A 24,828-nucleotide genomic window follows, 5' to 3' on the forward strand; every position below is an offset into this window, starting at 1 on the left:
ATGGCGAAGGTGATTGGAATCGACCTGGGCACCACCAACTCCTGCGTCGCCGTGATGGAAGGCGGCGAGCCGGTGGTCATCCCCAACAGCGAAGGCAGCCGCACCACGCCCTCCATGGTGGGCTTCACCGACTCCGGTGAGCGCCTGGTGGGCCAGATTGCCAAGCGGCAGGCCATCACCAACCCGGAGAACACCGTCTTCGCGGCCAAGCGACTCATCGGCCGCAAGTTCGACTCGCCGGAGGCCAGGAAGGCCATTGGCGTCTCCTCCTTCAAGGTCGCGCCCAGCCCCAACGGCGACGCGTGGGTGGAGATCCGCGGCAAGGGCTACAGCCCGCCGGAAGTCAGCGCCATCGTGCTGATGAAGATGAAGCAGACGGCGGAGGACTACCTCGGGGAGCCCGTCACCGAGGCCGTCATCACCGTCCCCGCCTACTTCAACGACAGCCAGCGCCAGGCCACCAAGGACGCGGGCCGCATCGCCGGCCTCAACGTGCTGCGCATCATCAACGAGCCCACGGCCGCCGCGCTCGCGTACGGCCTGGACAAGGTGAAGGACGCCACCACGGAGCGCATCGCCGTCTACGACCTGGGCGGCGGCACGTTCGATATCTCCATCCTGGAGCTCAACGCCGGCGTGTTCGAGGTCAAGAGCACCAACGGCGACACGTTCCTGGGCGGCGAGGACTTCGACCAGCGCCTCATCGACTACCTGGCCAAGCGCTTCGCGGAGCAGAACAACGGCCTGGACCTGCGCAAGGACCGCATGGCGCTCCAGCGCCTGAAGGAGGCGGCCGAGCGCGCCAAGCACGAGCTGTCCAGCGCCCCGGAGACGGAGGTCAACCTCCCGTTCATCACCGCGGACGCGTCCGGCCCCAAGCACCTCACGGAGACGGTGGACCGGTCCACCTTCGAGGCCCTGGTCTCGGACCTCATCGACCGCTCCATCGAGCCGTGCCGCATCGCGCTCAAGGACGCGGGCGTCACCGCGCAGGCCATCAACCAGGTCCTCCTGGTGGGCGGCATGACGCGCATGCCGCGCGTGCAGCAGAAGGTGAAGGAGTTCTTCGGCAAGGAGCCCCACAAGGGCATCAACCCGGACGAGGTCGTCGCCGTGGGCGCCGCCATCCAGGGCGGCGTGCTCAAGGGCGAGGTGAAGGACGTCCTCCTCCTGGACGTCACGCCGCTGTCCCTGGGCGTGGAGACCGCGGGCGGCGTCTTCACGAAGATCATCGACAAGAACACCACCATCCCCTGCAAGAAGGGCCAGGTGTTCTCCACGGCGGTGGACAACCAGCCGCTGGTGTCCGTGCACGTCCTCCAGGGCGAGCGCGAGATGGCGGCGGACAACAAGACGCTGGCGCGCTTCGAGCTGGTGGGCATCCCGCCCGCGCCGCGCGGCGTGCCGCAGATTGAAGTGTCCTTCGACATCGACGCGAACGGCATCGTGCACGTGAGCGCGCGCGACCTGGGCACCGGCAAGCAGCAGCAGGTGCGCGTGGTGGGCAACTCCGGCCTGTCCGAGGCGGAGATCCAGGCGATGATCAACGACGCCCAGTCGCACTCGGCGGACGACAAGAAGAAGAAGGAGCTGGCGGAGCTGCGCAACAACGCGGACGGGCTCATCTACACCACGGAGAAGAGCCTGGAGGAGTACGCCAACCTCCTGTCGGAGAAGGACCGCGAGGAGATCCAGGCGGACCTGGAGCGCCTGCGCTCCGTGCTCAACACCTCCGACGCCGGCGTCCTGAAGGAGGCCTTCCAGCGCCTGGAGGGCAGCGCGTACCGCATCGCGGACGCCATCTACACGGACCAGGCCAAGTCCGGCTGAGGCCTTGCCCCGGGCGCGGGCCGGGCGGTGCAATCGCCCGGTCCTCCCGCGCGTAGGCCGGGGGGCCGCCTCGCCTTCCCCCCGGAGCCTCCCCATGGAGTTGACCGAAGCCGTCACCATCATCCTGGTCACGGGCATGACCATCGGCATGCCCCTGCTCGGCCTCACGCTGCGCTTCGCCCTCAAGCCGGTGATGGAGACGTGGCTGCGCGTGCGAGAGGTCCAGGCCCGCGGGCAGGTGGCCGCCGGGGAGCTGGAGGGGCTGCGCGCGCGCGTGGCGCACCTGGAGCACATGCTGGACCGGCACGGCCTGCTGGAGCACCCCGTCACGCGGGCCTCCGCGGAGCTGCCGGAGCGCCTGGCGCCAGGGGGCCGCGTGGAGCGCGAGCGCGTCTGACGCCCCACCCGCTGAGCGCTCCATCCCCGCCGGATTTTCAGGTATTGATGGACGCGTGGCGTTCCAATCCCCGGAAGAAGAGCTGGCCTTCCTGCGCGGCCTGATGGCCGTGAACCGGATGGCCGACGACATCATCGAGGACTGCCTGGAGCGGGGGCTGGACCTCGACACCGGCCTGGACGTGTTCCTCACGCAGTGCGCCCGCATGGTGCACGCGAAGGCGGGCTTCGTGTCGCTCCGGGGCACGCGGGGCCCGGTGCTGACGCGCGTGCTGGGCGAGCTGGGCGTGGACGTCTTCGAGGCGGCGCACTGGAGCGGCCCCCGGCCGCTGCGCGAAGGCCGGATGCTCTTCTGCCAGCAGCTCACCCTGGGGCGGCTGAACCTGGGCGGGCTGGGCCTGGTGGTGGACGGGGACTTCGCGGACGGCGGCGCGCGGGTGATGGGGCTGGTGGAGGCGATCGGCGAACAGCTGGACTCGGCGGTGCTGTCCTTCCTGGCGCTGACGGACGGGCGCGGCCCGCTGGAGCGGCTGGACGAGCTGGACGTGGACGGCACGCCCGTCAACCGCGGGCGCATCGGCCGCTATGAGATCGTCCGGCCCCTGGGCACGGGCGGCATGGCGCAGGTGCTGATTGCCCGCACGCGCGGGCCGGAGGGGCTGGGGCGGCTGGTGGCGCTCAAGCGCATCCTGCCCCACCTGACGGCCCAGCCGGAGATGGTGCAGCAGTTCCTGGACGAGGCGCGCATCGGCCTGCGGCTGTCGCACCCCAACCTGGTGCACGTCTACGACTTCGGCGAGGCGCAGGGCGCGCACTACATCGCCATGGAGCTGGTGAACGGCATCGACCTGGACCGGCTGCTGCGCGCCAACAAGGGGCCGCTGGAGCCGGCGCTCGTGTCCGCCATCGTGTCGCAGGCGCTGCGGGGGCTGCACTCCGCGCACGCGCTCAAGGGCGAGGACGGCGCGCCCCTGGAGCTGGTGCACCGCGACCTGTCGCCGCACAACCTGATGATTGGCTTCGACGGCCAGGTGAAGGTGCTGGACTTCGGCGTGGCCAAGGTGCGCGCGCAGCGCACGGTGACGCTGCCGGGCATCGTGAAGGGCAAGCCGCTCTACATGTCCCCGGAGCAGGCGCTGGGGCTGCGGCTGGACGCGCGCAGCGACCTGTTCTCCATGGGGCTCATCCTCTACCAGTCCCTCACGGGGCGGCGCGCCTTCGACCGCGACGACGAGCTGGCCACCATGAAGGCCATCTGCCAGGACAAGCTGACGAAGCCCCCGGAGGTGCCCGCGCCCCTGTGGAGCGTCCTGTCGGTCGCGCTGTCCAAGGCCCCGGAGGCCCGCTTCGACAACGCCCTGGTCATGGCGGACCGGCTGGTGTCCGTGTGTCCCCCCGCGCGCGACACGGCGCTGGCGGCGCTGGCGGGCCGGCTCTTCCCGGACCGGCTGCGCGACTCGCAGCGGCTGGAGACCGCCGTGGACCGCGCGCGCGAGGCCCCCACCCGCGCTCGGCGCTGACGCGCCGAGGTGCGCCGCCTCCCCCGCACGCCGCGCGCGTGAAGGCGCGGCATGCGGGGGCGGAGCACAAGGTCCGCGATGCTTCCCGTCCTGGCGACGCTACGAGCGCTTGAGCGGATCCCTGTCCGGGTTCGCGCGGTAGCCGGTGCGGCGCGTCTCCTCGTCCACGTCGGGCTCGGTGCGGACCACCTTCACGTCCCCCAGCTCCTCGTGACGGACCTGGCCCTCCATCGTGCGGCGCTCCTCGACGGGGCGCTTGTGGATGGTGATCTCCTCGTCCGTGTAGGCGCGCTTGGTGAGCTCCGCCTCCTCCGCGCTCAGGGGGATGCGGATGGTCTCCTCCTGGAAGGACGCCACGTCGCCGGGGATGTCGTCCTTCACCGCCCGGCGCACCACCTCCACCTCCTCGTGGCGCAGCGGCACCTCCACCGTCTTCCGCTCCTCCACGACGATCTTGCGCACCTGCGCCTCGCCCGCGGCGCGCTGGTGCTTGGTGACGCCCAGCTCCTCATGGTGCGTGCGCAGCGTGACGTCCTCGTTCGCGATGCGCTCCTGGGTGCGCAGGTCGCGGTCCCTCAGCTCCCTGTCCTTGATGCCGACCTTCTCCGCGCCGGTCTGGACAACGTCCCCCATGCGCTGGGTGCCCGTCTTCAGCCCCGCGCCCATACCGCTCGCGGTGCCGGTGGCCGCCGCTGTCGTCGCGCCCACCGCGCCCACGCTGGTGCCGCTGCCGCGGCCCGCGCTCAGGTCGGTGGAGTCCGCCAGCCCGCGCAGCGCCTCGCGGCCGTGGTTGAGGAAGATCTCCCCGTTGCGGATGTCGCTCACCTCCGCGTAGCGGACCAGGTAGTCCTTCGGGAAGAACATCCCCTTCTCGATGTGGAACTCGCCCTCGCTCACGGCGAAGACCTTGCCCAGCTTCTCGCCGTCGCTGCTGCGGACCGTCATCCCTTCCTTGATGTCGTTGCGCTTGATCATCATTGACTTGGCTCCTTGTGCCTGCACGTCGGGTCGGGTGTGGTCGGAAGCGGAGCACCAGGCACGTCCAGCACGCTGGAGAGGGTCCCCTGGGAGGTAGTGGACGTTGAGGTGTCCGCCACGGCCACACCCGAAAAGTGGGTTCAATGACGCCCAAGAAAACCCCTGCCGCTGAATGGTCCAGGGGCTCGGCATGCCGCCCGCCGTGGGCAACAGGGTTCCGGGTGTCTCCCCGCTTCCTGTCGGCAGGGCAGGCGTGCAGGGGCCACACCCGCGGTTCACGCGCTGGCCGCGCGCGTCGCCACACCCCACTGTGTGGGCGTGAGCCTGGAGGTTCCGGCTCGCATGAAGGAGGAGCCTGCGATGCGAGCCATGAGGCCACGCCGGGGACTCGGGTGGGTGGCGGGCGCGGTGGGACTGCTGGTGGCGGGGCGGCTCGTGCGCCGCCGCGCTGGCGCGGCCCTCCCGGCGTCCTCGCCGCGAGCGGCGTCAGGCGTGGAGCCCGTCTGCTGGGCCTTCACCGCGGCCGAAGCCCCGCCCGCCCTGTCAGCGGAGGAGGAGGCTCCTTCCTCCTCCGGGCGGGACCTGACGCACGAGGACGTGGCGCCGTGGGAAGACGGCGAAGCGGAGGGAGCGGGGCCCCAAGGCCCTCCTCCGAGGATCCGCCGGGGGCCGTCGGGCCGGGAGCATTACTGGCTGGAGCCTTGAGCTGGTGGGGGCGCACCCACCGTGAGGCACGGGTTCGAGACGGCGATGTTCCTGGAGGTTGGCGGGACTCGGGAGCCAAGCTGTGCGCTTGACCCATGGGGAGGGCTCCCCTAGAAAACCGGGGCTTTGCACCTCGTCACCCCCGGAGGAAGCCCCCGCATGCGACGACTTGCCCCGATGCTCCTCGCCGCGCTCGCCGTCCTGGCGGTCGCCTGCGAGAAGAAGACGCAGCCCACGGGAGCGGCGGGAGGCGCGTCCCCGGCGCAGGCCCCGGCCACCGCGCAGGGCGGCGGCGCGCCCCCGGCGGATGACGACGTCATCGTGCTGGGCGAGGTGGGGGCGCTGACGGGCGGTCAGGCGACGTTCGGCATCTCCACCCGCAACGGCGTGGCGCTGGCGGTGAAGGAGGCCAACGCGGCCGGCGGCGTGAAGGGCAAGAAGCTGGTCGTGCGCGTGTACGACGACCAGAGCAAGCCCGAGGAGGCCGCGCAGGCCGTCACTCGCCTCATCACCCAGGACAAGGTGGTGCTCATCCTGGGCGAGGTGGCCTCGTCCAGCTCCCTGGCCATGGCGGAGAAGGCCCAGGCGGCCGGCGTGCCCATGATCACCCCGTCGTCCACCAACCCCTCCGTGACGGAGAAGGGCGACAACATCTTCCGCGTCTGCTTCATCGACCCGTTCCAGGGCTTCGTGATGGCGAAGTTCGCGCGGGAGAACCTCAAGCTCAACAAGGTCGCGGTGCTCCAGGACAACAAGAGCGCCTACTCCATTGGCCTCACGGAGGTGTTCCGCCAGAAGTTCACGGAGCTGGGCGGCAAGATCACGGCCACGGAGAGCTACAGCCAGGGCGACACGGACTACCGCGCGCAGCTGACCGCCATCAAGAAGACGCAGCCGGAGGGCATCTACGTGCCCGGCTACTACAGCGAGGTGGGCATCATCGCCCGCCAGGCGCGCGAGCTGGGCCTGAAGGTGCCGCTGATGGGCGGCGACGGCTGGGACTCGGAGAAGCTCTTCGAGCTGGGCGGCAGCGCCATCGAGGGCAGCTACTTCTCCAACCACTACTCGCCGGACAACCCGGACGCGCGCGTGAAGAAGTTCATCGCGGACTACAAGGCGGACAACAACGGCGCGGTGCCGGACGCGCTCGCGGCGCTGGGCTACGACGCCGCGCGCGTCGCCATCGAGGCGTTGAAGCGCGCCCCGGACACCAGCGGCCCGGCGGTGCGCGCGGCCATCGCGCAGACGAAGGACTTCCCGGGCGTGGCGGGCAACATCACGCTGGACGACAAGCGCAACGCGGTGAAGTCCGCCGTGGTGCTGAAGGTCGAGGACGGCAAGTCCACCTACGTCACCACCATCTCTCCGTAGTCCAGGGCCTCCTCCGGCATGTCGCAGCTCCTCCAGCACCTCATCAACGGTCTGGCCGCCGGCACCATCTACGCCCTGGTCGCGCTGGGCTACACGATGGTGTACGGCGTCCTCAAGCTCATCAACTTCGCCCACGGCGACGTGATGATGGTCGGCGTCTACATGGGCTACGCGACCGCCTTCGCCCTCGGGCGGCAGGCGCAGCGCTCCCTGTGGGGCGTGGTCGTCATCTTCGCGGTGGCCATGGCGGGCTGCGCGCTGCTCGGCTTCCTCATCGAGCGCTTCGCCTACCGTCCGCTGCGCGAGAAGCCGCGCCTCACCGCGCTCATCACCGCCATCGGCATCTCGTTCGCGCTGTCGTACGGCTTCCAACTGGACATCGGCTTCCTGCCGGGCGCGTCCCCGCGGGCCTTCCCGGAGGTCATCACCCCCAGCGAGTGGTTCATCGTGGGGGACCGCGACGTGGTGGTGTGGAACTGGCAGGTCATCAGCTTCCTCATCGCCGTGGGGCTGATGGCCGGGCTCCAGCTCCTCGTGTACCGCACGCGCTTCGGCAAGGCGATGCGCGCGGTGTCCTTCGACCACCGCACCGCGGCGCTGATGGGCATCCCCACCGACCGCATCATCGCGCTGACGTTCATGCTCTCCAGCGCGCTGGCGGCGGGCGCGGGCCTGCTCTACGCCATCAAGGACACGTCCGTGAGCCCGCTCATGGGCCTGTACGTGGGCCTCAAGGCCTTCGTGGCGGCGGTCATCGGCGGCATCGGCAACGTGCCGGGCGCCGTGGTGGGCGCGCTGCTCTTGGGCCTGGTGGAGGAGTTCGTGGTGGGCTACGCGGCCAGCACCTGGCGTGACGCGGTGGCCTTCGGCTTCCTCATCCTGGTGCTGCTGGTGAAGCCGGGCGGCCTCTTCGGCCGCGTCGCGGCGGAGAAGGTCTGATGGCGGCCCAGTCTGGAGGCGTGACGGCGCTGACCGACGAGGCCGTGGGCCGCGTGCCCCCGGCCCTGCGCGGCATCCTGCCCGTGCTCATCGCGGTGCCGGTGCTGGCGCTGGCGGAGGTGCTGCTGGATACCTCGCCCTTCGCCACGTACCTGCTGTCCGTGGTGGGGGTGAACATCATCCTCGCGGTGAGCCTCAACATCGTGAACGGCATGACGGGCCAGTTCTCCATCGGCCACGCGGGCTTCATGGCCGTGGGCGCGTACATCGCGGGCGTCACGTCGCTCTCGCTCAAGGAGGTGGCGCTGTCCTTCCTGCCGGTGGCGGCCAGCGACCAGGTGCTCTTCACCGTGGCGCTGCTCGCGGGCGGCGTGGCCGCCGCGCTGTGCGGCTTCCTGGTGGGCCTGCCGTCCCTGCGGCTGCGCGGGGACTACCTGGCCATCGTGACGCTGGGCTTCGGGGAGATCATCCGCGTGGTGGTGCAGAACACGGAGGCCTTCGGGCGCGCGCTGGGCCTGTCCGGCATCCCGCAGTACTCCAGCGTGGGCATGGTGTACTTCTGGGTCTTCCTGGTGGTGCTGGTGGCCCGGCGCATCGCGGGCTCCAGCCACGGCCGCAGCCTGTGGGCCATCCGCGAGGACGAGGTGGCCGCGGAGGCCATGGGCGTGGACACCACCGGCTACAAGGTCCGCGCGTTCGTCATCTCGTCGTTCTTCGCGGGCATCGCGGGTGGCCTGTTCGCGCACTTCGTGCCCATCATCAACCCGGGCTCGTTCACGTTCGTGAAGTCCATGGAGATCGTCGTCATGGTGGTGCTGGGCGGCCTGGGCTCCAGCACGGGCGCCATCGTCGCGGCCATCTTCCTCACGCTCCTGCCGGAAGGGCTGCGCTCGCTGTTCGGCGCGCTGGGCGCGGAGGGCAGCCTGGCGCAGAAGGTGGATCAGATCCGCATGCCCGTGTACGGCCTGCTGCTGGTGGTGCTGATGCTGGCGCGGCCGCAGGGCCTGTTCGGCACGAAGGAGCTCTGGGACGTGCTGCCCCGGTGGCTCCCCCGGAAGAAGAAGGGGCTGTCATGACCGCCGCCGCGACTCCCGCCGCCATGGCCTCCGGCTCCGGGGACGCGCTGCTGCAGGCGTCCGGCGTGAGCATCCGCTTCGGGGGCCTCAAGGCCCTCACGGACTTCAACCTCACCGTGCGCCAGGGCGACCTGCTGGGCCTGATTGGTCCCAACGGCGCGGGCAAGTCCACCGCGTTCAACGTGCTCACCGGCGTGTACCAGCCCACCGAGGGCGAGGTGCGCGTGGACGGGCAGCGGGTGAACGGCTGGGTGCCGCATCAGATCAACCACCTGGGCCTCGCGCGCACGTTCCAGAACATCCGCCTGTTCCGCGCCCTGACGGCCCTGGACAACGTGAAGGTGGCCTGCCGCGCGCAGGGGGCGCTGCACCCGGTGCGCCTGGGCCCCATGGCCAAGGCGACCACGGCGCTGCGCAACTACCGCGACTGGTGGCGCGCGCTGCTGCTCACCCCGGGCTTCCAGGCCGAGGAGCGCGAGCTGACGCGCCAGGCGGAGCACCTGCTGGAGGTCATGGGCCTGTCGCACCGCCGCGACGAGGAGGCCAGGAACCTCCCCTATGGCGAGCAGCGCCGGCTGGAGATCGCCCGCGCGCTGGGCACCCGCCCGAAGGTGCTGCTGCTGGACGAGCCCGCGGCGGGCATGAACACGCGGGAGAAGGCGGACCTGATGGTGCTCATCCGCCGGCTGCGCGACGAGTTCTCGCTGGGGGTGCTGGTCATCGAGCACGACATGAAGCTGGTGATGGGCATCTGCGAGCGCATCACCGTGCTGGACCACGGCGAGACGATTGCCCGCGGCGCGCCGGCGGAGGTGCGCAGCGACCGCAAGGTCATCGAGGCGTACCTGGGCGACAGCTACCTGGAGTCCCACGGAGGCGCGGCGTGAGCGAGCCGGTGAAGGTGCTGGGCGAGCGGCGCGCGTTCGAGCCGCTCCTGTCGGTGGAGGGCATCCAGGTCCGCTACGGCGCCATCCAGGCGCTGCGGGGCGTGTCCCTCACGGTGGGCAAGGGCGAGATGGTGGCCCTCATCGGCGCCAACGGCGCGGGCAAGACGAGCACCCTGCGCGCGGTGAGCGGCATGCTCAAGCCCACCGCGGGGCGCATCACGCTGGCGGGGCAGGACATCACCGGCCTGAAGGCGCACCAGCTGGTGCCGCGCGGCATGGCGCACGCGCCGGAGGGGCGGGGCATCTTCCCCAACCTCACCGTGTACGAGAACCTGGAGCTGGGCGCGTACCTGCGCAAGGACACCGCCCAGGTGCGCCAGGACATGGACAAGGGCTTCGGCCTGTTCCCGGTGCTGCGGGAGCGCCAGAAGCAGCTGGCGGGCACGCTGTCCGGGGGCGAGCAGCAGATGCTGGCCATCGCCCGGGCGCTCTTGAGCAAGCCGCAGCTGCTGCTGCTGGACGAGCCGTCCCTGGGCCTGGCGCCGCAGGTGACGGAGACCATCTTCCGCACGCTGCGCGAGGTGAACGCCACCGGCGTCAGCGTGCTGCTGGTGGAGCAGAACGCGCACCTGGCGCTCAACGCCGCCCACTACGGCTACGTGCTGGAGACGGGCGAGGTGGTGATGGCCGGCCCCGGCAAGGCGCTCCTGGAGAGCGCCGAGGTGCGGCGCGCGTACCTGGGCGAATAGCCTCCGCGCGCCGCCCTTCCGGCCCGGTGCGCGGTGTCCGCCCCCGGACGCTTCCGGGGGCCGCGCGGGGGCAAGTTCCTCGCCCCGCGTCGAAACTCGGGTAGTCAGCGGCGGAGGACTTCGTCTACCGTCCGACAAGTCAGTCTGTTTTCTTCCACTTCCCTCTCAGGAAGCGTGCCCATGCGTCCGTTGTCCCGCCTCCTCCTCGCCTCGCTCACCACGCTCGCGCTCATCGCCGGCGCTTGCGCCAATCAGCAGAAGACCGACGGCTCCACGTCGGGCGGCCCCCAGGCCACCTCCACCATCGAGGACGTGCCCAACGAGCCCGTGCCGGGCGAGCAGGGCACCGCCGAGGCTCCGGCCCCGGCCTTCAAGCCCTACGAGGCGACGGAAGGCTTCACCATCGGCATGCCGACGGAGCCCCAGGTGGAGCGCAAGCAGGTTCCGCTGGGCGCCAACACGGTGAACACTGCGGCGTTCTCCTCGCGCACCGAGGACGGCACCATCTACTCCATCAGCACCGCGGACTACCCGGAGCGCCTGGTGGCGAGCCGTCCCCCGGAGGCCCTGCTGAACGAGGGCAAGGACGGCCTGGTCAAGCAGGTCCAGGGCACCATCAAGGAAGAGGCGGACATCACCCTGGATGGCTACCCCGGCAAGTCCTACACGGTCAGCTCGCCCGTGGTCGGCGAGGTGAAGGCGCGCAACTTCCTGGTGGGCCCGCGCCTCTACACGCTGCTGGTCATCTACAACCCCAACCACCCCAACACGACGGCGGACACGTTCCTCACCTCGCTGAAGCTGGTGAACCCGCCCCCGGCCATCACCACGGCCACGCCGGACGCTGGCGCGGCCGCGGGCACCGTCGAGGCCGCGGACGCGGGCACGGGCTCCGACGCGGGCACCCCCGCCCCCACGCGCCGCCGCAAGGCGAAGTAGTCGCAGCGCGCTGACGCGACGCTCCCGCGAGTCCCGGGAGCGTCGCGCGGCGTGGATGTGTTCACCTGTCCGCGCGGAGAATGTCGGGCCCTCGAGGTTCGCCTCCGCAGGATTGCCCCCGGGTCGTGCGTTCCTACCTTTCGGGAGGGAATACGACAGGGGGTGCAATCACATGATGTCCTGGGTGGGAGCCCTGCTGACCACGGTGGTGGCGGCGGGTGGGGTGCCCATGGTGCCGGCTGGCGGGGGCAACGCCCTGACGCTGCCAGCGCATCGGCACGCGGTGCGGATCGAGACAGGCCCGGGGCATGCGCCCACGTGGCTCCTGGCCATCCAGCAGCAGGGGTCGGGAGGCGAGGGGCTGAACCTGTTCCGCTCCGAGGACGGGTTCCGGAGCTTCACGAAGCTGGCGGCGGTCCAGCCGGACGCGTCGCACCATGACCGGGCGGAGCTGGTCGCGGTGGGGCGGGACGTGGCGATGGTCTACGCCTACGAGGGCCCGTCGCTGGCGGCGTCGTCGCGGCACGACGTGTACTTCCAGTGGTGGCGCTACGACGCGGGCGAGGACACCTGGGCGCCACAGCCGGCGGTGCGGGTGTTCAACGCGGACGGCACGACGGCGTACTCGCGGGCGCTGCTGGCGCGGGACTCGAAGGGGCGGCTGTGGGTGCAGGCGTTCCGGCTGGAGCCGGACGGGGGCTCCACGGCGGTGGTGGCGGTGTCCACGGACGGGGGCGCCACGTTCCAGCGGCAGCCGGACCTGGGGTGGACGAAGCATCGGGGTGGGGGGCGGCTGCTCAGCGTGGGGTCGAAGCTCGTCTTCTTCTGGGCGATGCATGACGGCTTCGAGCCCACGCGGATGCGGGTGCGCGACGCGGCGGATCCGCTGGACACGTGGGGGCCGCAGCGCAACGCGTTCTCCGAAGGCATCTACCATGGCGCGGCGCTGAGCGCGGTGGAGGACGGGAAGGGCGGCATCCACCTGGTCTACAAGGACGAGACGGAGCGGCTGTACTACCGGCGCTTCGACGGGACGTCGTTCGGCGCGCGCATCCTGGTGGAGGAGACGCCGGACTGGGCGTTGCAGCCCGCGGTGACGCGCATCGGGGATGCGCTGTATGTCTTCTACAATCACTTCCAGACGGCGACGGATTACGAGCTCCGGGTGCGGGTGCTGCGCGGCGGCGTGCTCAGCGACCCGGTGACGCTGGACTCGCGCACGAGCTTCAAGGGCTACCTGAGCACGGTGGACGTGCTGCCGGACAGCGTCACGGAGGTGCCGTGCTTCTACGGTGACGCGGTGGACGCGAGCTCCAGTGGCCGGGTGATGCGCGTGGCCCTGGCGCGCCAGCCGGGAGGGGGCGGCGGTGGGCAGGACGGCGGGACGCCGGATGGCGGCTCGGGGACGGATGGCGGGGTGGACGCGGGGACGCCGGATGCGGGGACGGATGGCGGGGTGGATGCGGGGACGCCGCCGGTGGATGGCGGGGTGCAGGGGCCGGTGACGCTGGAGCCGGTGTTCTCGAACACGACGCATGAGGTGCTGGCGGTGGACGGCGCGGGCACGGTGTACGCGCTGGCGCTGGATGGGAGCCGCTCGAAGCTGTGGGCGAGCACGGATGGCGGGCGCACGTTCAGCGCGAGAGGGCAGGGCGTGGGCGGCGCGTCGTTCTGGGTGATGGCGGCGCTGAAGAACGGGACGCTGCTGGCGCAGATGAGCAGGAGTGGCAGCTACCACCTGGAGCGCTCGACGGACGGCGGGCGCACGTGGGCGGACGTGGCCGCGCTGGGGAGCTACCGGGCGATGTCGCCCGCGAGCTTCGCGCAGCTGGGCAGCACGGTGTTCTTCCTGGAGTACCAGACGTTCACGTCCGCGAACACGCCGCTGCGGCTGTGGGCGAGCACGGACGGCGGCGCGACCTGGACGGCGCGGGCGACGTTCCAGGACCACCGGCACGGCACGGCGCTGTACGCGGACGCGACGCGGAACGTGCTGTGGGCCACGTTCGGGAGCAGCAGTGCGCAGGCGGCGGTGATGCGCTCGACGGACGGGGGGCGCACCTGGACGAAGGTGATGGCCGGGTATGCGGCCAACGCGGTGACGGGGACGGTGCTGTCGGGAGGGGAGCTGCTGTTGGGGCAGTCCACGCTCTACGAACCGGAGCACCCGAAGCTCTTGCGCGTGTATGCGAGCGGACGGGTGGACGCGCTGATGACGTTGCCAGGGCCGGCGTACTCGCTGGCGGCGCTGGCGGGACGCGGCTACGTGCTGGGAACGGCGAGGGCGGACGTGGGGGACGTGCAGCCCGCGTCGGACGTGTACGCGCGCCTCTTCACCAGCACGGACGGCGTGGCGTGGACGGAGGCCCGGAGATACGAACGGGCCACGAGCGGCGTCCTGGCCCGCGCGGAGGTCTGGGGCGTCCTGGCCAACGGAGACCTGGTGGTGCGGGCGGAGAACCTGAAGGGCTTCGGAGCCGGAGGGAAGGGGTTCCAGGTCCTGCGGGTGAAGCGCTGAGGCCGTGACACGGGCCGGACTTCCACGCGGGAAGTCCGGCCCTGTGCTTCAGGGGTTACTGGGGCACGGGAGCGACTGGGAAGTGGATCACTCTCCCGAAGTTGCCAACGGTCCAGATATTGCCTGGATTGCTTCCTTCAATGTCATACAGGGCGGTTATAAACGAGTGGGTCAACCAGCTGGTGCCGTCGAATTGATAGACGTTCCCCTTGTCGGTCGAGATGTAGATGGAGTTGCGCCCGAAGGCGAGGACACCTGTAAACACTTCATCTGTGTCGGCATTGGGGATCTGCTCTTTTGTCCAGGTGTCGGTATTGCCATCCCACCTGAGCAGGGTCGCCTGCTCGCCTACAGCGTAAGCCAGCTTGTCGTTGACGACCTTGACGGCCCACAAGGCGCCCGCAGTGGGGAGCCCTGAGACGGGCTGCCAGGAGGCTTCTCCTGGGACGTGCTTGCGGATCCTGGGCTGCTGTCCCGTAGTCCCACCGACCGCGAAGGTGAGTTCGGGCGACAGGCCGTGAACATCGCGCAGGGGGGAATTATCGTCGTATTGCGTGACGGTCACGTTCTGAAGACCGCCATCCCAGGTGAATGAGCCTCCAGAGGTGTTCGAGCGGCTTGTGACGCCCAGGATTTCAACGCCACCATCCTGCAGATTGAATCCCATGAGTCCCTGGGTGGTGCCCTCGGCCTCTGGTGGCTTCCTGGGGGCGCAGCTCTCACTGTCGGCCTTCTGGATGATCAGGTTGTTTCCCTGGCCGCCAATGTATGCCGTGCCCGTGCGAGTATCGGCCCACACGCTGAACAGATCGCGAGTCTCTGCCTGCGGCGTTGCGGTGCAAAACCCGGGCAACATGGAAAAGTCTGACGGCGTCGAGGGCTTCACGGCACGTGTCGAGTCTCCTCCCACGAGCCAGACGCCGCCATCATTCATGAGCGCGATGCTACGCCAAGCGGTGCCACCATCGCCCACCGTAGTGGAGTTCCACGACGGCCCGGCATCAGTGCCGGTGCCACAGATGCCCTCATCCGTGTCCGAGAGACCATTGCAGTTGTTGTCCTGACCGTCACACAGTTCGTCCGCTTCCGCATGCGTGAAGGGATTGCCGTCGTTGCAGTCTCCAGGGGTCCGGATGTAACCGGCATCCGGCTGCGGACAATAGACAACGCCTGCATCGGTACGGCCAAACGAGTCTTTGTCCTCATCTGGGTACCAGGTGGGGACCATGGGTGGAGGCTGGCAGAGCGTACCGCCGTCATCAAAATTGCATTGCGTGGTGGCATTGTCGCATCGATAGGTCGGGTCAGTGCAGGGCTCGCCAAGATCCAAGCCTTCGTCTGTGTCGTCGTCGCAATCGTTGTCGAGTTCGTCGCAGATCTCCGGTGCGCCGAGATACACGGTGCCCCGCGTGTCGTCGCAGTCGTCGCGGGGTGCGGATGTCGGCAGTCGGTTCTCCGGAAAGAGCAATGTGCAGGCAAATACATTGTCGCGCTTTGGATCACCGTGGCCGTCCCTGTCTTCGTCCGCCCAGGCGGGCTGAGCCTCGGGCGTGGCGCATTCGCGCTGCGGGTCGTTGCCAGAACCGCATTGATAGGTGCCCGCGCAGCCATTGCTTTCGTTGATGCACACCTCGCCGAGTTGGAATCCCTCGTCGATGTCTCCGCCGCAGTTGTCGTCCCTGCCATTGCACAGTTCCTTGGCGCCCGGATTGGTGGTGGGCCGCGTGTCATCGCAGTCCGAGCCGCCGTTCAACGTGCTGACGTAGCCATCCCGGTCCTCGTCCGGAGCGTCGACCCTGAGTCGCAGCTCCGGCGTCTTGCCTTCCTTCCCGCTGCCTTTCGGAACGGTGATGCCCTGCTTGTTGTTCCGCACGGGAGTCCCCGTGCACGTGCCGGCCTGGGGCAGCGCCTCGTAGGCATTCGCCTCGATAGAGACGGTGGTGCCCCACTTCGTCGGCACCAGCACGCCCACCACGATTTCTCCGTTGGGGTCGGCGTTCTTCTCCCGGACCGCCACGTCCGTCGTGAGCGCATTCTTTCCGGTTGTGTCCGTGGCCGTGACGCGCACGCAGCCTGGGACGAACTGGCCATACGAGATGATGACCTTCACCCCATCCTTGGGGTCCTTACAGCCCGCGAGGGCCAGCAGCGGCAGCATCAGCAGGAGGCGTTTCATGGGCGCGCATTCTACCGGCCCTTCTCCCCGCGTGTGAGTCCTTGCCAACCCTCTTGGTTCCTCAGGGAATGATGCGTGCTCACCGCTCCCGCGGGAAATCCGAATACACCACCGCCAGCCGGGCATCCGCCGCCAGGCTCGCCGGCGTCACCAGCTCCAGGTCCAGCGGCACGGGCCCCCGGTAGCGCTCGGCGAGCTCCTGTTTCAATCCCGCGACATCCAGGGCGCCCAGCCGCTCCAGCTTCCCGTACTCCACGCCCGCCCCAGCCGCGTACGCCTTGCGCACCAGCTCCGAGCAGTACATCGCCTCGTCCCCCCAACCGAAGAGCGCGTCGTAAGGCTTGCCCAGGTGGCGCTTCGCCTCCGCCACCGCCCGCGCCCTCGCCGCGTCATCCACCCCCTGTGGCCGCATCACGAGCAGCCGCCCCTTCACCCCGCGCGCCCTCCACTGCGCGAACGGCGTGCGCTTCACCGGCTGCACGGCCTCCACCACGAACACCCCCTCTGGCGTCACCTCCACCAGCCCCACGTGCGACAGCGGGCTGTGCGTGGCCGCCTGGATGGCCTTCGACTGGCGTGATCCCGACGTCTGGAACACCACGTCCCCCGTCCGCACCTTCGCCGCCACCCCCTCCACCCCGCGCGGCGCCGCCTGCGTCCCGCGGCCCACGAACCACGCCGCTCCCACCAGCACGAGGGCCAGCAGCCACAGTCCCCTCACAATCCGCGTCATCCGCCAGTCCCTCCCTCGGGTTCCCTCTGTCCCCCCGCCTCCAGTGCAGCCCCGGTGCCAGCCCGGGCCGGACTGCCTTCACTCTCCGTGGAGACGGTCGCTGCCGACCCCTGGGTCAGAACGTGGTAAAACTGGGGAAACTACTTATTACAGCGATTCAGGAATAGTGTGGCAATGTCGGAAATTTTCAGGTAATCACGCAGGACCCGCGAGCCGGCTGCCAGGGCGCGCGGGAGAGGGGGCCCATCGGAGGAATTCGTCGTGACCGCATTGAACTCGCCCATTCGTTGTCTGCTGTATCCGTCGCTGGGCGAGGTGCGGGAGCACGTGCGCGTGGAGCTGTTCGCGCGGGCGCTGTCGGAGCGGATGGGCCGGCCCGTGGTGATGTCCATGGCGCCCACCTACGAGTACCTGGAGGCGGAGCTCGCGTCCGGCCGCGTGGAGATGGCCTGGGGCACCGCCGAGCAGTGCGACGCCTTCGAGCCGCAGGCGCGCGCGGTGCTGCGCGCGGTGCGCTCGGGCAGCTGGCACTACCACTCCGCCTTCATCTGCCGCGCGGACGCGCCGCTGACGCTGGAGACGCTGCCGGGCAAGCGCGTGGCGTGGGTGGCGCCGCGCTCCACCGGCGGGCACCTGCTGCCGGTGCGCCACCTGGAGTCGCTGGGCCTGCGCCCCGACACGCTCTTCTCCGAGCAGCGCTTCCTGGGCACCTACCGCAAGGCGCTGGACGCCGTGCTGCGCGGCGAGTCGGACCTGTGCGCGCTGTTCTCCAACCACTCGGACGCTCACGCCATGCGCGCCACGCTGACGACGTACCTGGGCGCGGACGCGCCGCGGCTCACGCCGTTCCTCTTCACCCTCTCCACGCTCGCGGACGGCCTCATCCTCACCCGGCGGCTGCCGGAGGCGGACGCGCAGGCGCTCATCTCCGTCCTCACCCGGATGAACACCGACGGCGCGGGCCTGGAGATGCTCATGGGCCCCTTCCGGGTGGAGGGCTTCGTGCGCTCGCCCGGGCCGAGCGCCCCCGTGTCCAGCCCGCGTCCCTCCGGGGCCGCGGAGTACCTGGCCGGAGAGCTGGACGCGGAGGGACACTGCCTCCGGCTCTGGTCCCCGTCCGGCCGCGCCTTCGGCGTGGACCTGCGCGGCGCGGAGGGGCGCACGCTCGAGGACGTCCTGGGCACCGCCGCGAGCAGGCCCCTCAGGTCCCTGCTCCAGGCCGTCCTCCGGGGCGGCTCCGACGGGCGGCTGGAGTTCCGGCTCACCGTGAACGGCGACGAGCGCATCTACGCGGCGGAGGTCACCCCCTGCGCGCCTTCGCCGGAGGACACGGGCCTGCGGCTGGGCCTGCTGGTGCGCGACGTCAGCGGTCTGCGCGCGCTGGAGGACCCGCTGTACCGGCTGGCGTCGTTCCCGCTCCTGCACCCGGAGCCGCTGCTGGAGCTGGGCATGGACGGGGCGCTGCGCTACGCGAACCCCGCCACCCACGCGGCCTTCCAGGACCTGGTGGAGCGCGGCCCCGAGCACCCGCTGGTGCACGCGGCGGTCACCTGGGCGTGGCGGGGCGCGCCCCCGGGAGAGCCCCCGCCCACCGTGCACCTGGACGGCCGCTACTGGGAGCTCACCGTCGCGCAGCTGTGGGACCCGCCGGGCCTGCGCGTGTTCGCGCGCGACGTGACGCTGCGCAAGCAGCTGGAGGCGCGGCTGTTCCAGGCGGACCGGCTGTCCGCGCTGGGCTCGCTCGCGGCGGCGGTGGGCCATGAGATGAACAACCCGCTGGCCTTCGTGCTGGCGAACCTGTCGTTCATCCGCGAGGAGCTGGACCGCCTGAGGCAGCCGCTGCTGGACGGCGCGCCGGTGAAGCGCGAGGACCTGGAGGACGTGCTGGAGGCGCTGGGCGAGACGGTGGAGGGCGCCACCCGGCTCAAGCACATCGTGCAGGACCTGCGCACGCTGTCGCGCAAGCCGCCGGAGCACCGCGCCCGCGTGGCCGTGCAGCCGGTGCTGGAGAACGCGCTCAAGCTGCTGCGCGGCGAGCTGCAGCACCGCGCGCGGCTGGAGCGGGACTTCCACGACATGCCCACGGTGGACGCGGACGAGGCGCGCCTCACCCAGCTCTTCCTCAACCTGCTGCTCAACGCCCTCCAGCAGATGGACACCCAGGACGCCGCGCACAACGTGCTGCGCGTGGCGGCCTATACCAGCGAGGACGGCGAGGTGGTGGTGGAGGTGCAGGACTCCGGCAAGGGCCTGCCCCCGGACGCGCTCGCGCACATCTTCGAGCCCTTCGCCACCGCGCGCCCCAACAGCACCGGCCTGGGCCTGTCCGTGAGCCACACCATCGTCACCGGCCTGGGCGGCACGCTGCGCGCGGAGAGCCGCGAGGGCCGGGGCACGCTGCTCACCGTCACGCTGCCGCCCGCCGTGCCCGTGGCCGAGTCCCTGCGCGCCTGCTAGCCGCGCTCCAGCGGCACCTCCAGCCGGGGCGCGTAGTGGCCCTGCGCGCTCTCGAAGAGCACCAGCCGGTCCACGCGCCCCTCGCCCCACTTCGCGTCCCGCAGCTCGCGCGCGCACGCCGCCAGCGCCGGGTCGCCTCGAAGCGGACGCGCCCGGGCCAGCGTCAGGTGCGCGGTGTACTCGGCGTGCTCGGACGCGAAGCCCAGCGGCTCCAGCGCGCGGGCCACGTCCGCCTGGAGCGCCTTCAGCGCGGCGGTGTCCCCGCGCACGTCCGCCCAGAGCACGCGCGGGTGCGACGGCGGGCCGAACGTCCCTCCGCCCGCCACCGACAGCGCGAACGGCGCGTGGTACAGCCCCACCGGCTCCAGCGCGTCGCGCAGCTCCGGCAGGCGGCTGGCGTCCACGTCCCCCAGGAAGAGCAGCGTCAGGTGCACGCCCTCGGGCTTCACCCACTTCGCGTCCGGCGCCAGGGGGCGCAGGCGCTCGATGCCCCGCCCGGCCTCGGCGGTGAGGGCGTCTCCCAGCGTCACGGCGGTGAACAGGCGCATCGCGAGTGCCCTCCCTTCCGGCCCCTGCCTCAGGGAACCTGGACGCGCTGCGCCGCGCGCGCCTTCCGGGGCCACAGGGCGTAGACCCAGGCGGGCAGGAACGCGAGGAACTCCACGGCGCTCACGTACAGGCCGCGCGCGGACAGCATGCCCGCGCCAATGGGCGCCACCGGCAGCGGCCGCACCGGGGCGAAGACGCGCGCGTGGGAGAAGGGCCAGAAGAGGGCCGCGCCCAGCCCGCCGTCCGTGAGCGTGTCCAGGATGCCGTGGCTGGCCAGCGCCGCCAGCGCCAGGAAGCCCCAGCGCCGGGCGGACTCCCCCTTCCACCGGGCCAGCGCCGCCACCCCGAGCGCCACCGCCGCCGCGAAGACGAACGAGTGCGACGCGCCGCGGTGCCCCCACGTCGCCGCGTAGGGGATGCGCAGCGCGAACGCCACCACGTCCGCGTCCGGCAGGAGGGCGAGCAGCGACAGGAACGCCATCACCGCCACCCGCCGCCGCCAGGGCGCGCCCGGCCCCGTCTCGAAGCGCCCCAGCGCCATGCCCACCGCCACGTGCCCGATGCTCGCCATGCGCGGGACCCTAACGCAGGTGGCCCCGCCTGGAGAGCGCCCCGTGCGTGGGGTAGCCTCCGGCGATCCATGCGCTTCCTGTTCTCACGCGCCCGTGTCGAAGCCACCCTGCAACGCCGCCTGGAGGAGTGGCGGGCCGACGTCGGCGCCTGGCTCAACATGACGCGCGTGGGCGCGACCGCGGCGTGGCTCCTGCTGGCCGTGGCGGACGCCTGGAGCGTGTCGCGCGGCGTGCTGGGGGCCTACATCGCGCTCGCGGCGGTGCTGTGGGCGGCCGCGCGCCGGGTGCCGGACCTGCTGCGGCGGCCCGCGCTGGGCGTGGCGCTGCTGGACATGCCCGTCATCTACTTCCTCCAGGCGCAGTCCATCCGGACCTCCGCCAACGGCGTGCCCACCGCGCTGCTCACCATGGGCGTGTACCTGGTGCTGGTGGTCATCGTGTCCATGGTGACGCTGTCGCGGCTCATCGTCGCGGGGGCCACGGCGCTGGGCATCGTCGCGGTGGCCCTGCTCGGCTTGAGCGCGGGCCTGGAGCCCTCCCAGTTCCTGCCCGGCGTGGTGCTGGTGATGGTGCTCGCCTCCGCGGTGGCCTTCTTCATCAGCCGCACGGTGATGGGGCTGGTGACGGACGTGGTGCGCGAGGAGATGCAGCGCGAGCGGCTGGGGCGCTTCTTCTCCCCGGAGGTCGCCCGGCGCATCTCCGAGCGCGGCACCGACGGCGAGGCCGGTGAGCACCGCGAGGTGACGCTGCTCTTCTCCGACATCCGCGGCTTCACCTCGCTGTCGGACCGGATGGAGAGCCCCCAGGTGGTGGCGCTGCTCAACGAGTACCTGTCGCGCATGGTGGAGGTGGTGTTCCGCCACGGCGGCACCCTGGACAAGTTCATCGGGGACGGCATCCTCGCGTACTTCGGCGCGCCCCTGGACCAGCCGGACCACCCGGAGGCCGCCGTGGCGTGCGGGCTGGCCATGCTGGAGGCGCTGGAGGCGCTCAACCAGGAGCGCGCCGCCCGGGGCGAGTTCACGCTCGACATCGGCGTGGGCATCCACACCGGCCGCGTGGTGGTGGGCGCCGTCGGCAGCGAGCAGCGCCGCGAGTACACCGTCATCGGCGACGCGGTGAACCTGGCCAGCCGCATCGAGGGCCTGACGAAGAAGGTCGGCGCCCCGGTGCTCGTCTCCCACGCCACGCGCGAGCGCTGCAGGGACACCTTCGACTTCGAGGCCGCCGCCCCGCTGCCCGTCGCGGGCAAGCCGGAGCCGGTGGCCACCTTCCTGCCCAGGAAGCGCGCCCTGCTCGCCGCGGGCGGCTGAGACGCGACGGGGCCGGGAGTCGCCTCCCAGCCCCGCGGGTGCGGCACGGCAGCGCGTGCTCAGTACGCCTTGGAGAACACGATGCGGCCGGGCGACGGGTTGCCCGTCACCACGCACCTGCCCGGCTCCTGCTTGAGGCTGAACGGGCGGCAGCGCGTGGTGAGGCCCGTCTCCTCCTTGATGCGCGCCTCCGTCTTCGGGTCCAGGTCCCAGTGCGCCAGCAGGAAGCCGTCCTCGGCGCGCGCCTTCAGCTCCTCGTAGGAGTTGACCTCGAAGGTGTGCGAGTCGCGGAAGTCCCTGGCCTTCTGGAACAGGTCCTTCTGCATCTGGTCCAGCATGGCCTGGGCCTTGGCGGCGGCCTCGTCCAGCGACACGAACTCCTTCTGGCGCAGGTCGCGGCGCACCATCACGCACGAGCCCTTGGCCAGGTCCTTGGGCCCCAGCTCGATGCGCAGGCACGTGCCGATGAGCTCGTGCTCGTTGTACTTGAAGCCCGGCGACTTCGTGTCGTCGTCGTCCACCACCACGCCCAGGCCCGCCTTGCGCAGGTCCGCGGCCAGCGCGTGCGACTTCTCCAGCACCGCCGCCTTCTCCGCGTCGGAGGCCTTGCCCGCGATGGGGATGATGACCACGTGCGTGGCCGCGATGCGCGGCGGCACCACGAGGCCCGCGTCGTCCGAGTGCGTGAGGATGAGCCCGCCGATGAGGCGCGTGGAGGAGCCCCACGACGTCTGCCACACGTGGTGCTGCTGGCCGTCGCGGCCCTGGAACGTGGTGTCGAAGGCCCTGGCGAAGTTCTGGCCCAGGTTGTGGCTGGTGCCCGCCTGGAGCGCCTTCTTGTCCTGCATCATGGCTTCGATGCTGTACGTGCGCAGCGCGCCGGCGAACTTCTCCGACTCCGACTTGCGCCCCGGCAGCACCGGCATGGCCATGTAGTCCTCCGCGAACGCGCGGTAGACCTCCAGCATCTGGAGCGTGCGCTCCTCCGCGTCCGCCTCCGTCTCATGGCAGGTGTGGCCCTCCTGCCAGAGGAACTCCGTGGTGCGCAGGAACAGGCGCGTGCGCATCTCCCAGCGCATCACGTTGGCCCACTGGTTCACCAGCAGGGGCAGGTCGCGGTAGCTCTGGATCCACTTGGAGAAGCTGCGGTTGATGATGGTCTCGGACGTGGGCCGGATGACGTACGGCTCCTCCAGCTTCTGGCCGCCCGCGTGCGTGACGACGGCCAGCTGCGGGTTGAAGCCCTCCACGTGCTCGGCTTCCTTCTTGAGGAAGCTCTCCGGGATGAGCAGCGGGAAGTAGGCGTTCTTCACGCCCGTGTCCTTGAACATCTTGTCCATCGTCCGCTGGATGTTCTCCCACAGCGCGTAGCCGTTGGGGCGGATGACCATGCAGCCCTTCACGTCCGAGTAGTCGGCGAGCTTCGCCTTCTGGACCAGGTCGACGTACCACTCGGAAAAGCCCTTCTCGCGGGGCGTGAGCTTCTCGGCCATGTGCTGGGCACCTTGCTAGGGGATGGAAAGAGGGGGGTTGCCTACGCTGGGATGTACCGGAAATCAACGCCGGACCGAGGCCGGGCTCCTCCCGTGGGGCCGGCCGTGCCAGGAGGACGACCCACCATGCCCACGCTCCCTGATGCCGCGCCCCGGAAGCTCGCCGACGACGTGCACGTGTTCGACGCCCCCTTCTCCGTGGCGGGGCTCGAGCTGGGAGGGCGCATGACGGTCCTCCGGCTGCCGGACGGCGGGCTGTGGGTGCACTCGCCCGTCGCCTTCACGCCCGCGCGGCGGGCCGCCGTGGAGGCCCTGGGGACGGTGCGCTTCCTCGTGGCCCCCAACCTCCTCCACCACCTGCACCTGCCGGACTGGTCCGCCGCCTTCCCCGACGCCCGGGTGGTGGCGCCCGCGGGGCTGCGCGCGAAGCGGCCGTCGCTGCGAATCGACCAGGAGCTGGACGATACGCCGGACCCCGCCTGGGCCCCCGTGCTGGAGCAGATGCACGTGCGCGGCATGCCCACGGTGAACGAGTTCCTCTTCTTCCACCGGCCCAGCCGCACGCTGCTCATCACCGACCTGGCCTTCCACTTCCAGCGCGCGGACTCCCGGGCCCTGCGCCTGTACCTCCGGCTGAACCGCGCCTGGGGGCGGCTCGCGCCCACGGTCCTGGAGCGCCTGCTCATGAAGGACAAGGAGGCCGTGCGGGCCTCCATCCAGCGTGCGCTGAAGTGGGACGTGGAGCGCGTCATCGTCTGCCACGGCCAGGTGCTGGAGCACGGCGGCCAGCAGGCGTTCCACGACGCCTTCTCCTGGCTGTAGGGCGCGGTTCGCCCCCGCGTCGCGGGGGAGTGTCGCCTGCTGCGCTCCTCGCCGCGCTGCGCTACAAGGGCACCTCCTCGGTTTTCCGGATTCCCCCAGGAGGTCGTTCCATGCGGTCCCTTCTTTCGTCCGTGGGCGCGGTCGCGGTGTGCCTCGTCGCGGGCTCGGCGTTCGCCAACTCCACGGGCATCAACGGGCGCAGCGGCAAGCAGGGCGTGTCCTGCACCGCGTCCGGTTGCCACGGTGGCGGGAGCACCCCCACGGTGACGCTGGAGGGGCCCACGGCGCTGACCGCGGGCCAGACGGGGCAGTACTCGCTGACCATCACCGGGGGCCCGGGCGTGAAGGCGGGCATGAACGTGGCCGTGGACGGCGCGACGCTGACCGCGGGCTCGGGCACGAAGCTGATGAGCGGTGAGCTCACGCACTCGCTGCCCAAGGCCTTCACCAACGGGGCGGCGCGCTTCGACTTCTCCCTGGTGGCCCCGGCCACCAACGGCACCTACAAGGTGTACGCCGCGGGCAACTCCGTGAACGGCAACAACGACTCCACGGGGGACTCGCACGCCAACGCCACGCTGGACATCGTCGTCACCGGCGGCACGGACCCCGTCACGCCGGCTCCGAACGACACGAAGGACGAGGGCGGCTGCTCCGTGGCCACCACCGGCGCGCCCGCGGCGCTCCTCGCCGTGTTCGTGGCGCTGGCCGCGCGCCGCCGCCGTCCGTCCCGTCAGGGCTGATGCCCGCCTGCCCTCCGGCCGGGCCCCGGGAGGGTGGGACGACAGCGCGAGGGCAGGCCGCC

At 70.8% G+C, this 24,828-nt stretch carries 21 protein-coding genes; 15 read left to right on the forward strand and 6 right to left on the reverse strand.

Features of this window, described 5'->3' with window-relative positions:
* From dnaK to U8525_RS07850, 3 genes are all read left to right on the forward strand, one after another.
* Complete coding sequence (gene dnaK, locus U8525_RS07840; protein ID WP_374263241.1) at positions 1-1,830, forward strand: molecular chaperone DnaK; 1,830 nt, start codon at positions 1-3, stop codon at positions 1,828-1,830.
* Between the two features lie 94 nt (positions 1,831-1,924).
* Positions 1,925-2,227, forward strand: a complete 303-nt coding sequence (locus U8525_RS07845; RefSeq protein WP_374263244.1) for a hypothetical protein — start codon at positions 1,925-1,927, stop codon at positions 2,225-2,227.
* Between the two features lie 103 nt (positions 2,228-2,330).
* The gene (locus tag U8525_RS07850; protein WP_374263701.1) at positions 2,331-3,746 is read left to right on the forward strand and encodes a serine/threonine-protein kinase; all 1,416 of its coding nucleotides are present in this window, start codon (positions 2,331-2,333) and stop codon (positions 3,744-3,746) included.
* A 99-nt stretch (positions 3,747-3,845) separates the two neighbouring features.
* Here the strand turns inward: U8525_RS07850 and U8525_RS07855 are convergent, their stop codons facing one another.
* Complete coding sequence (locus tag U8525_RS07855) at positions 3,846-4,724, reverse strand: YsnF/AvaK domain-containing protein (protein WP_374263246.1); 879 nt, start codon at positions 4,722-4,724, stop codon at positions 3,846-3,848.
* Between the two features lie 369 nt (positions 4,725-5,093).
* Between U8525_RS07855 and U8525_RS07860 the strand changes: the two genes are divergently transcribed.
* The 8 genes from U8525_RS07860 (at position 5,094) to U8525_RS07895 (ending at position 13,908) form a co-directional block, all read left to right on the forward strand.
* On the forward strand, positions 5,094-5,429 hold the full coding sequence (locus tag U8525_RS07860) for a hypothetical protein (protein ID WP_374263248.1): 336 nt from the start codon (positions 5,094-5,096) through the stop codon (positions 5,427-5,429).
* A 159-nt stretch (positions 5,430-5,588) separates the two neighbouring features.
* A complete protein-coding gene (locus U8525_RS07865) occupies positions 5,589-6,800 on the forward strand; it encodes an ABC transporter substrate-binding protein (RefSeq protein WP_374263250.1) in 1,212 nt (403 codons plus the stop codon).
* Between the two features lie 18 nt (positions 6,801-6,818).
* Positions 6,819-7,739 carry a branched-chain amino acid ABC transporter permease gene (locus U8525_RS07870; protein WP_374263253.1) on the forward strand — a complete coding sequence of 307 codons (921 nt, stop codon included), beginning with the start codon at positions 6,819-6,821 and terminating at the stop codon, positions 7,737-7,739.
* A complete protein-coding gene (locus U8525_RS07875; protein WP_374263256.1) occupies positions 7,739-8,815 on the forward strand; it encodes a branched-chain amino acid ABC transporter permease in 1,077 nt (358 codons plus the stop codon). Before U8525_RS07870 ends, U8525_RS07875 begins: the two co-directional genes overlap by 1 nt.
* Positions 8,812-9,702: an ABC transporter ATP-binding protein gene (locus U8525_RS07880; protein WP_374263259.1), complete on the forward strand. Its 891-nt coding sequence runs from the start codon at positions 8,812-8,814 to the stop codon at positions 9,700-9,702. Before U8525_RS07875 ends, U8525_RS07880 begins: the two co-directional genes overlap by 4 nt.
* Positions 9,699-10,451 carry an ABC transporter ATP-binding protein gene (locus tag U8525_RS07885; RefSeq protein ID WP_374263261.1) on the forward strand — a complete coding sequence of 251 codons (753 nt, stop codon included), beginning with the start codon at positions 9,699-9,701 and terminating at the stop codon, positions 10,449-10,451. Before U8525_RS07880 ends, U8525_RS07885 begins: the two co-directional genes overlap by 4 nt.
* Positions 10,452-10,631: 180 nt before the next feature.
* Positions 10,632-11,390: a hypothetical protein gene (locus U8525_RS07890; protein ID WP_374263264.1), complete on the forward strand. Its 759-nt coding sequence runs from the start codon at positions 10,632-10,634 to the stop codon at positions 11,388-11,390.
* A gap of 172 nt (positions 11,391-11,562) precedes the next feature.
* On the forward strand, positions 11,563-13,908 hold the full coding sequence (locus U8525_RS07895; protein WP_374263266.1) for an exo-alpha-sialidase: 2,346 nt from the start codon (positions 11,563-11,565) through the stop codon (positions 13,906-13,908).
* 55 nt (positions 13,909-13,963) lie between these two features.
* Here U8525_RS07895 and U8525_RS07900 read toward each other — a convergent pair whose 3' ends face one another.
* Positions 13,964-16,084: a MopE-related protein gene (locus U8525_RS07900; RefSeq protein ID WP_374263269.1), complete on the reverse strand. Its 2,121-nt coding sequence runs from the start codon at positions 16,082-16,084 to the stop codon at positions 13,964-13,966.
* A 79-nt stretch (positions 16,085-16,163) separates the two neighbouring features.
* Positions 16,164-16,817 (reverse strand): YiiX/YebB-like N1pC/P60 family cysteine hydrolase, encoded by a 654-nt coding sequence (locus U8525_RS07905; protein ID WP_374263272.1) that lies wholly within the window; start codon positions 16,815-16,817, stop codon positions 16,164-16,166.
* Positions 16,818-17,078: 261 nt separating this feature from the next.
* Between U8525_RS07905 and U8525_RS07910 the strand changes: the two genes are divergently transcribed.
* On the forward strand, positions 17,079-19,274 hold the full coding sequence (locus tag U8525_RS07910; protein ID WP_374263274.1) for a PhnD/SsuA/transferrin family substrate-binding protein: 2,196 nt from the start codon (positions 17,079-17,081) through the stop codon (positions 19,272-19,274).
* Here U8525_RS07910 and thpR read toward each other — a convergent pair.
* Both thpR and U8525_RS07920 read right to left on the reverse strand, forming a co-directional pair.
* Positions 19,271-19,822, reverse strand: coding sequence for an RNA 2',3'-cyclic phosphodiesterase (gene thpR, locus U8525_RS07915; RefSeq protein ID WP_374263276.1), 552 nt, complete (start codon positions 19,820-19,822; stop codon positions 19,271-19,273). The genes U8525_RS07910 and thpR overlap by 4 nt on opposite strands.
* A gap of 29 nt (positions 19,823-19,851) precedes the next feature.
* Positions 19,852-20,394 carry a metal-dependent hydrolase gene (locus U8525_RS07920; RefSeq protein WP_374263279.1) on the reverse strand — a complete coding sequence of 181 codons (543 nt, stop codon included), beginning with the start codon at positions 20,392-20,394 and terminating at the stop codon, positions 19,852-19,854.
* Between the two features lie 69 nt (positions 20,395-20,463).
* Here U8525_RS07920 and U8525_RS07925 point away from each other — a divergent pair, with 69 nt between their 5' ends.
* Positions 20,464-21,708: an adenylate/guanylate cyclase domain-containing protein gene (locus U8525_RS07925; RefSeq protein ID WP_374263282.1), complete on the forward strand. Its 1,245-nt coding sequence runs from the start codon at positions 20,464-20,466 to the stop codon at positions 21,706-21,708.
* 59 nt (positions 21,709-21,767) lie between these two features.
* Here the strand turns inward: U8525_RS07925 and proS are convergent, their stop codons facing one another.
* A complete protein-coding gene (gene proS, locus U8525_RS07930; RefSeq protein WP_374263284.1) occupies positions 21,768-23,201 on the reverse strand; it encodes a proline--tRNA ligase in 1,434 nt (477 codons plus the stop codon).
* Between the two features lie 126 nt (positions 23,202-23,327).
* On the opposite strand from proS, the gene U8525_RS07935 reads away from it, so the two are divergent.
* Together U8525_RS07935 and U8525_RS07940 are read left to right on the forward strand one after the other, a co-directional pair.
* Positions 23,328-24,023: a DUF4336 domain-containing protein gene (locus U8525_RS07935; RefSeq protein ID WP_374263287.1), complete on the forward strand. Its 696-nt coding sequence runs from the start codon at positions 23,328-23,330 to the stop codon at positions 24,021-24,023.
* Positions 24,024-24,133: 110 nt separating this feature from the next.
* Positions 24,134-24,766 carry an MXAN_6652 family MXYO-CTERM-anchored protein gene (locus tag U8525_RS07940; protein WP_374263290.1) on the forward strand — a complete coding sequence of 211 codons (633 nt, stop codon included), beginning with the start codon at positions 24,134-24,136 and terminating at the stop codon, positions 24,764-24,766.
* The last annotated feature ends 62 nt before the right edge of the window (positions 24,767-24,828 follow it).

The organism is Corallococcus sp. RDP092CA, assembly GCF_041903675.1.
In the GTDB taxonomy this organism is placed as follows: Bacteria; Myxococcota; Myxococcia; order Myxococcales; family Myxococcaceae; genus Corallococcus.

Bases quoted from the DNA above. Each gene is read 5' to 3' on its own strand.
- dnaK (WP_374263241.1), top strand. From the start codon at position 1: ATGGCGAAGGTGATTGGAATCGACCTGGGCACCACCAACTCCTGCGTC.
- U8525_RS07845 (WP_374263244.1), top strand. From the start codon at position 1,925: ATGGAGTTGACCGAAGCCGTCACCATCATCCTGGTCACGGGCATGACC.
- U8525_RS07850 (WP_374263701.1), top strand. From the start codon at position 2,331: ATGGCCGTGAACCGGATGGCCGACGACATCATCGAGGACTGCCTGGAG.
- U8525_RS07855 (WP_374263246.1), bottom strand. From the start codon at position 4,724: ATGATGATCAAGCGCAACGACATCAAGGAAGGGATGACGGTCCGCAGC.
- U8525_RS07860 (WP_374263248.1), top strand. From the start codon at position 5,094: ATGAGGCCACGCCGGGGACTCGGGTGGGTGGCGGGCGCGGTGGGACTG.
- U8525_RS07865 (WP_374263250.1), top strand. From the start codon at position 5,589: ATGCGACGACTTGCCCCGATGCTCCTCGCCGCGCTCGCCGTCCTGGCG.
- U8525_RS07870 (WP_374263253.1), top strand. From the start codon at position 6,819: ATGTCGCAGCTCCTCCAGCACCTCATCAACGGTCTGGCCGCCGGCACC.
- U8525_RS07875 (WP_374263256.1), top strand. From the start codon at position 7,739: ATGGCGGCCCAGTCTGGAGGCGTGACGGCGCTGACCGACGAGGCCGTG.
- U8525_RS07880 (WP_374263259.1), top strand. From the start codon at position 8,812: ATGACCGCCGCCGCGACTCCCGCCGCCATGGCCTCCGGCTCCGGGGAC.
- U8525_RS07890 (WP_374263264.1), top strand. From the start codon at position 10,632: ATGCGTCCGTTGTCCCGCCTCCTCCTCGCCTCGCTCACCACGCTCGCG.
- U8525_RS07895 (WP_374263266.1), top strand. From the start codon at position 11,563: ATGATGTCCTGGGTGGGAGCCCTGCTGACCACGGTGGTGGCGGCGGGT.
- U8525_RS07900 (WP_374263269.1), bottom strand. From the start codon at position 16,084: ATGAAACGCCTCCTGCTGATGCTGCCGCTGCTGGCCCTCGCGGGCTGT.
- U8525_RS07905 (WP_374263272.1), bottom strand. From the start codon at position 16,817: ATGACGCGGATTGTGAGGGGACTGTGGCTGCTGGCCCTCGTGCTGGTG.
- thpR (WP_374263276.1), bottom strand. From the start codon at position 19,822: ATGCGCCTGTTCACCGCCGTGACGCTGGGAGACGCCCTCACCGCCGAG.
- U8525_RS07920 (WP_374263279.1), bottom strand. From the start codon at position 20,394: ATGGCGAGCATCGGGCACGTGGCGGTGGGCATGGCGCTGGGGCGCTTC.
- U8525_RS07925 (WP_374263282.1), top strand. From the start codon at position 20,464: ATGCGCTTCCTGTTCTCACGCGCCCGTGTCGAAGCCACCCTGCAACGC.
- proS (WP_374263284.1), bottom strand. From the start codon at position 23,201: ATGGCCGAGAAGCTCACGCCCCGCGAGAAGGGCTTTTCCGAGTGGTAC.
- U8525_RS07935 (WP_374263287.1), top strand. From the start codon at position 23,328: ATGCCCACGCTCCCTGATGCCGCGCCCCGGAAGCTCGCCGACGACGTG.
- U8525_RS07940 (WP_374263290.1), top strand. From the start codon at position 24,134: ATGCGGTCCCTTCTTTCGTCCGTGGGCGCGGTCGCGGTGTGCCTCGTC.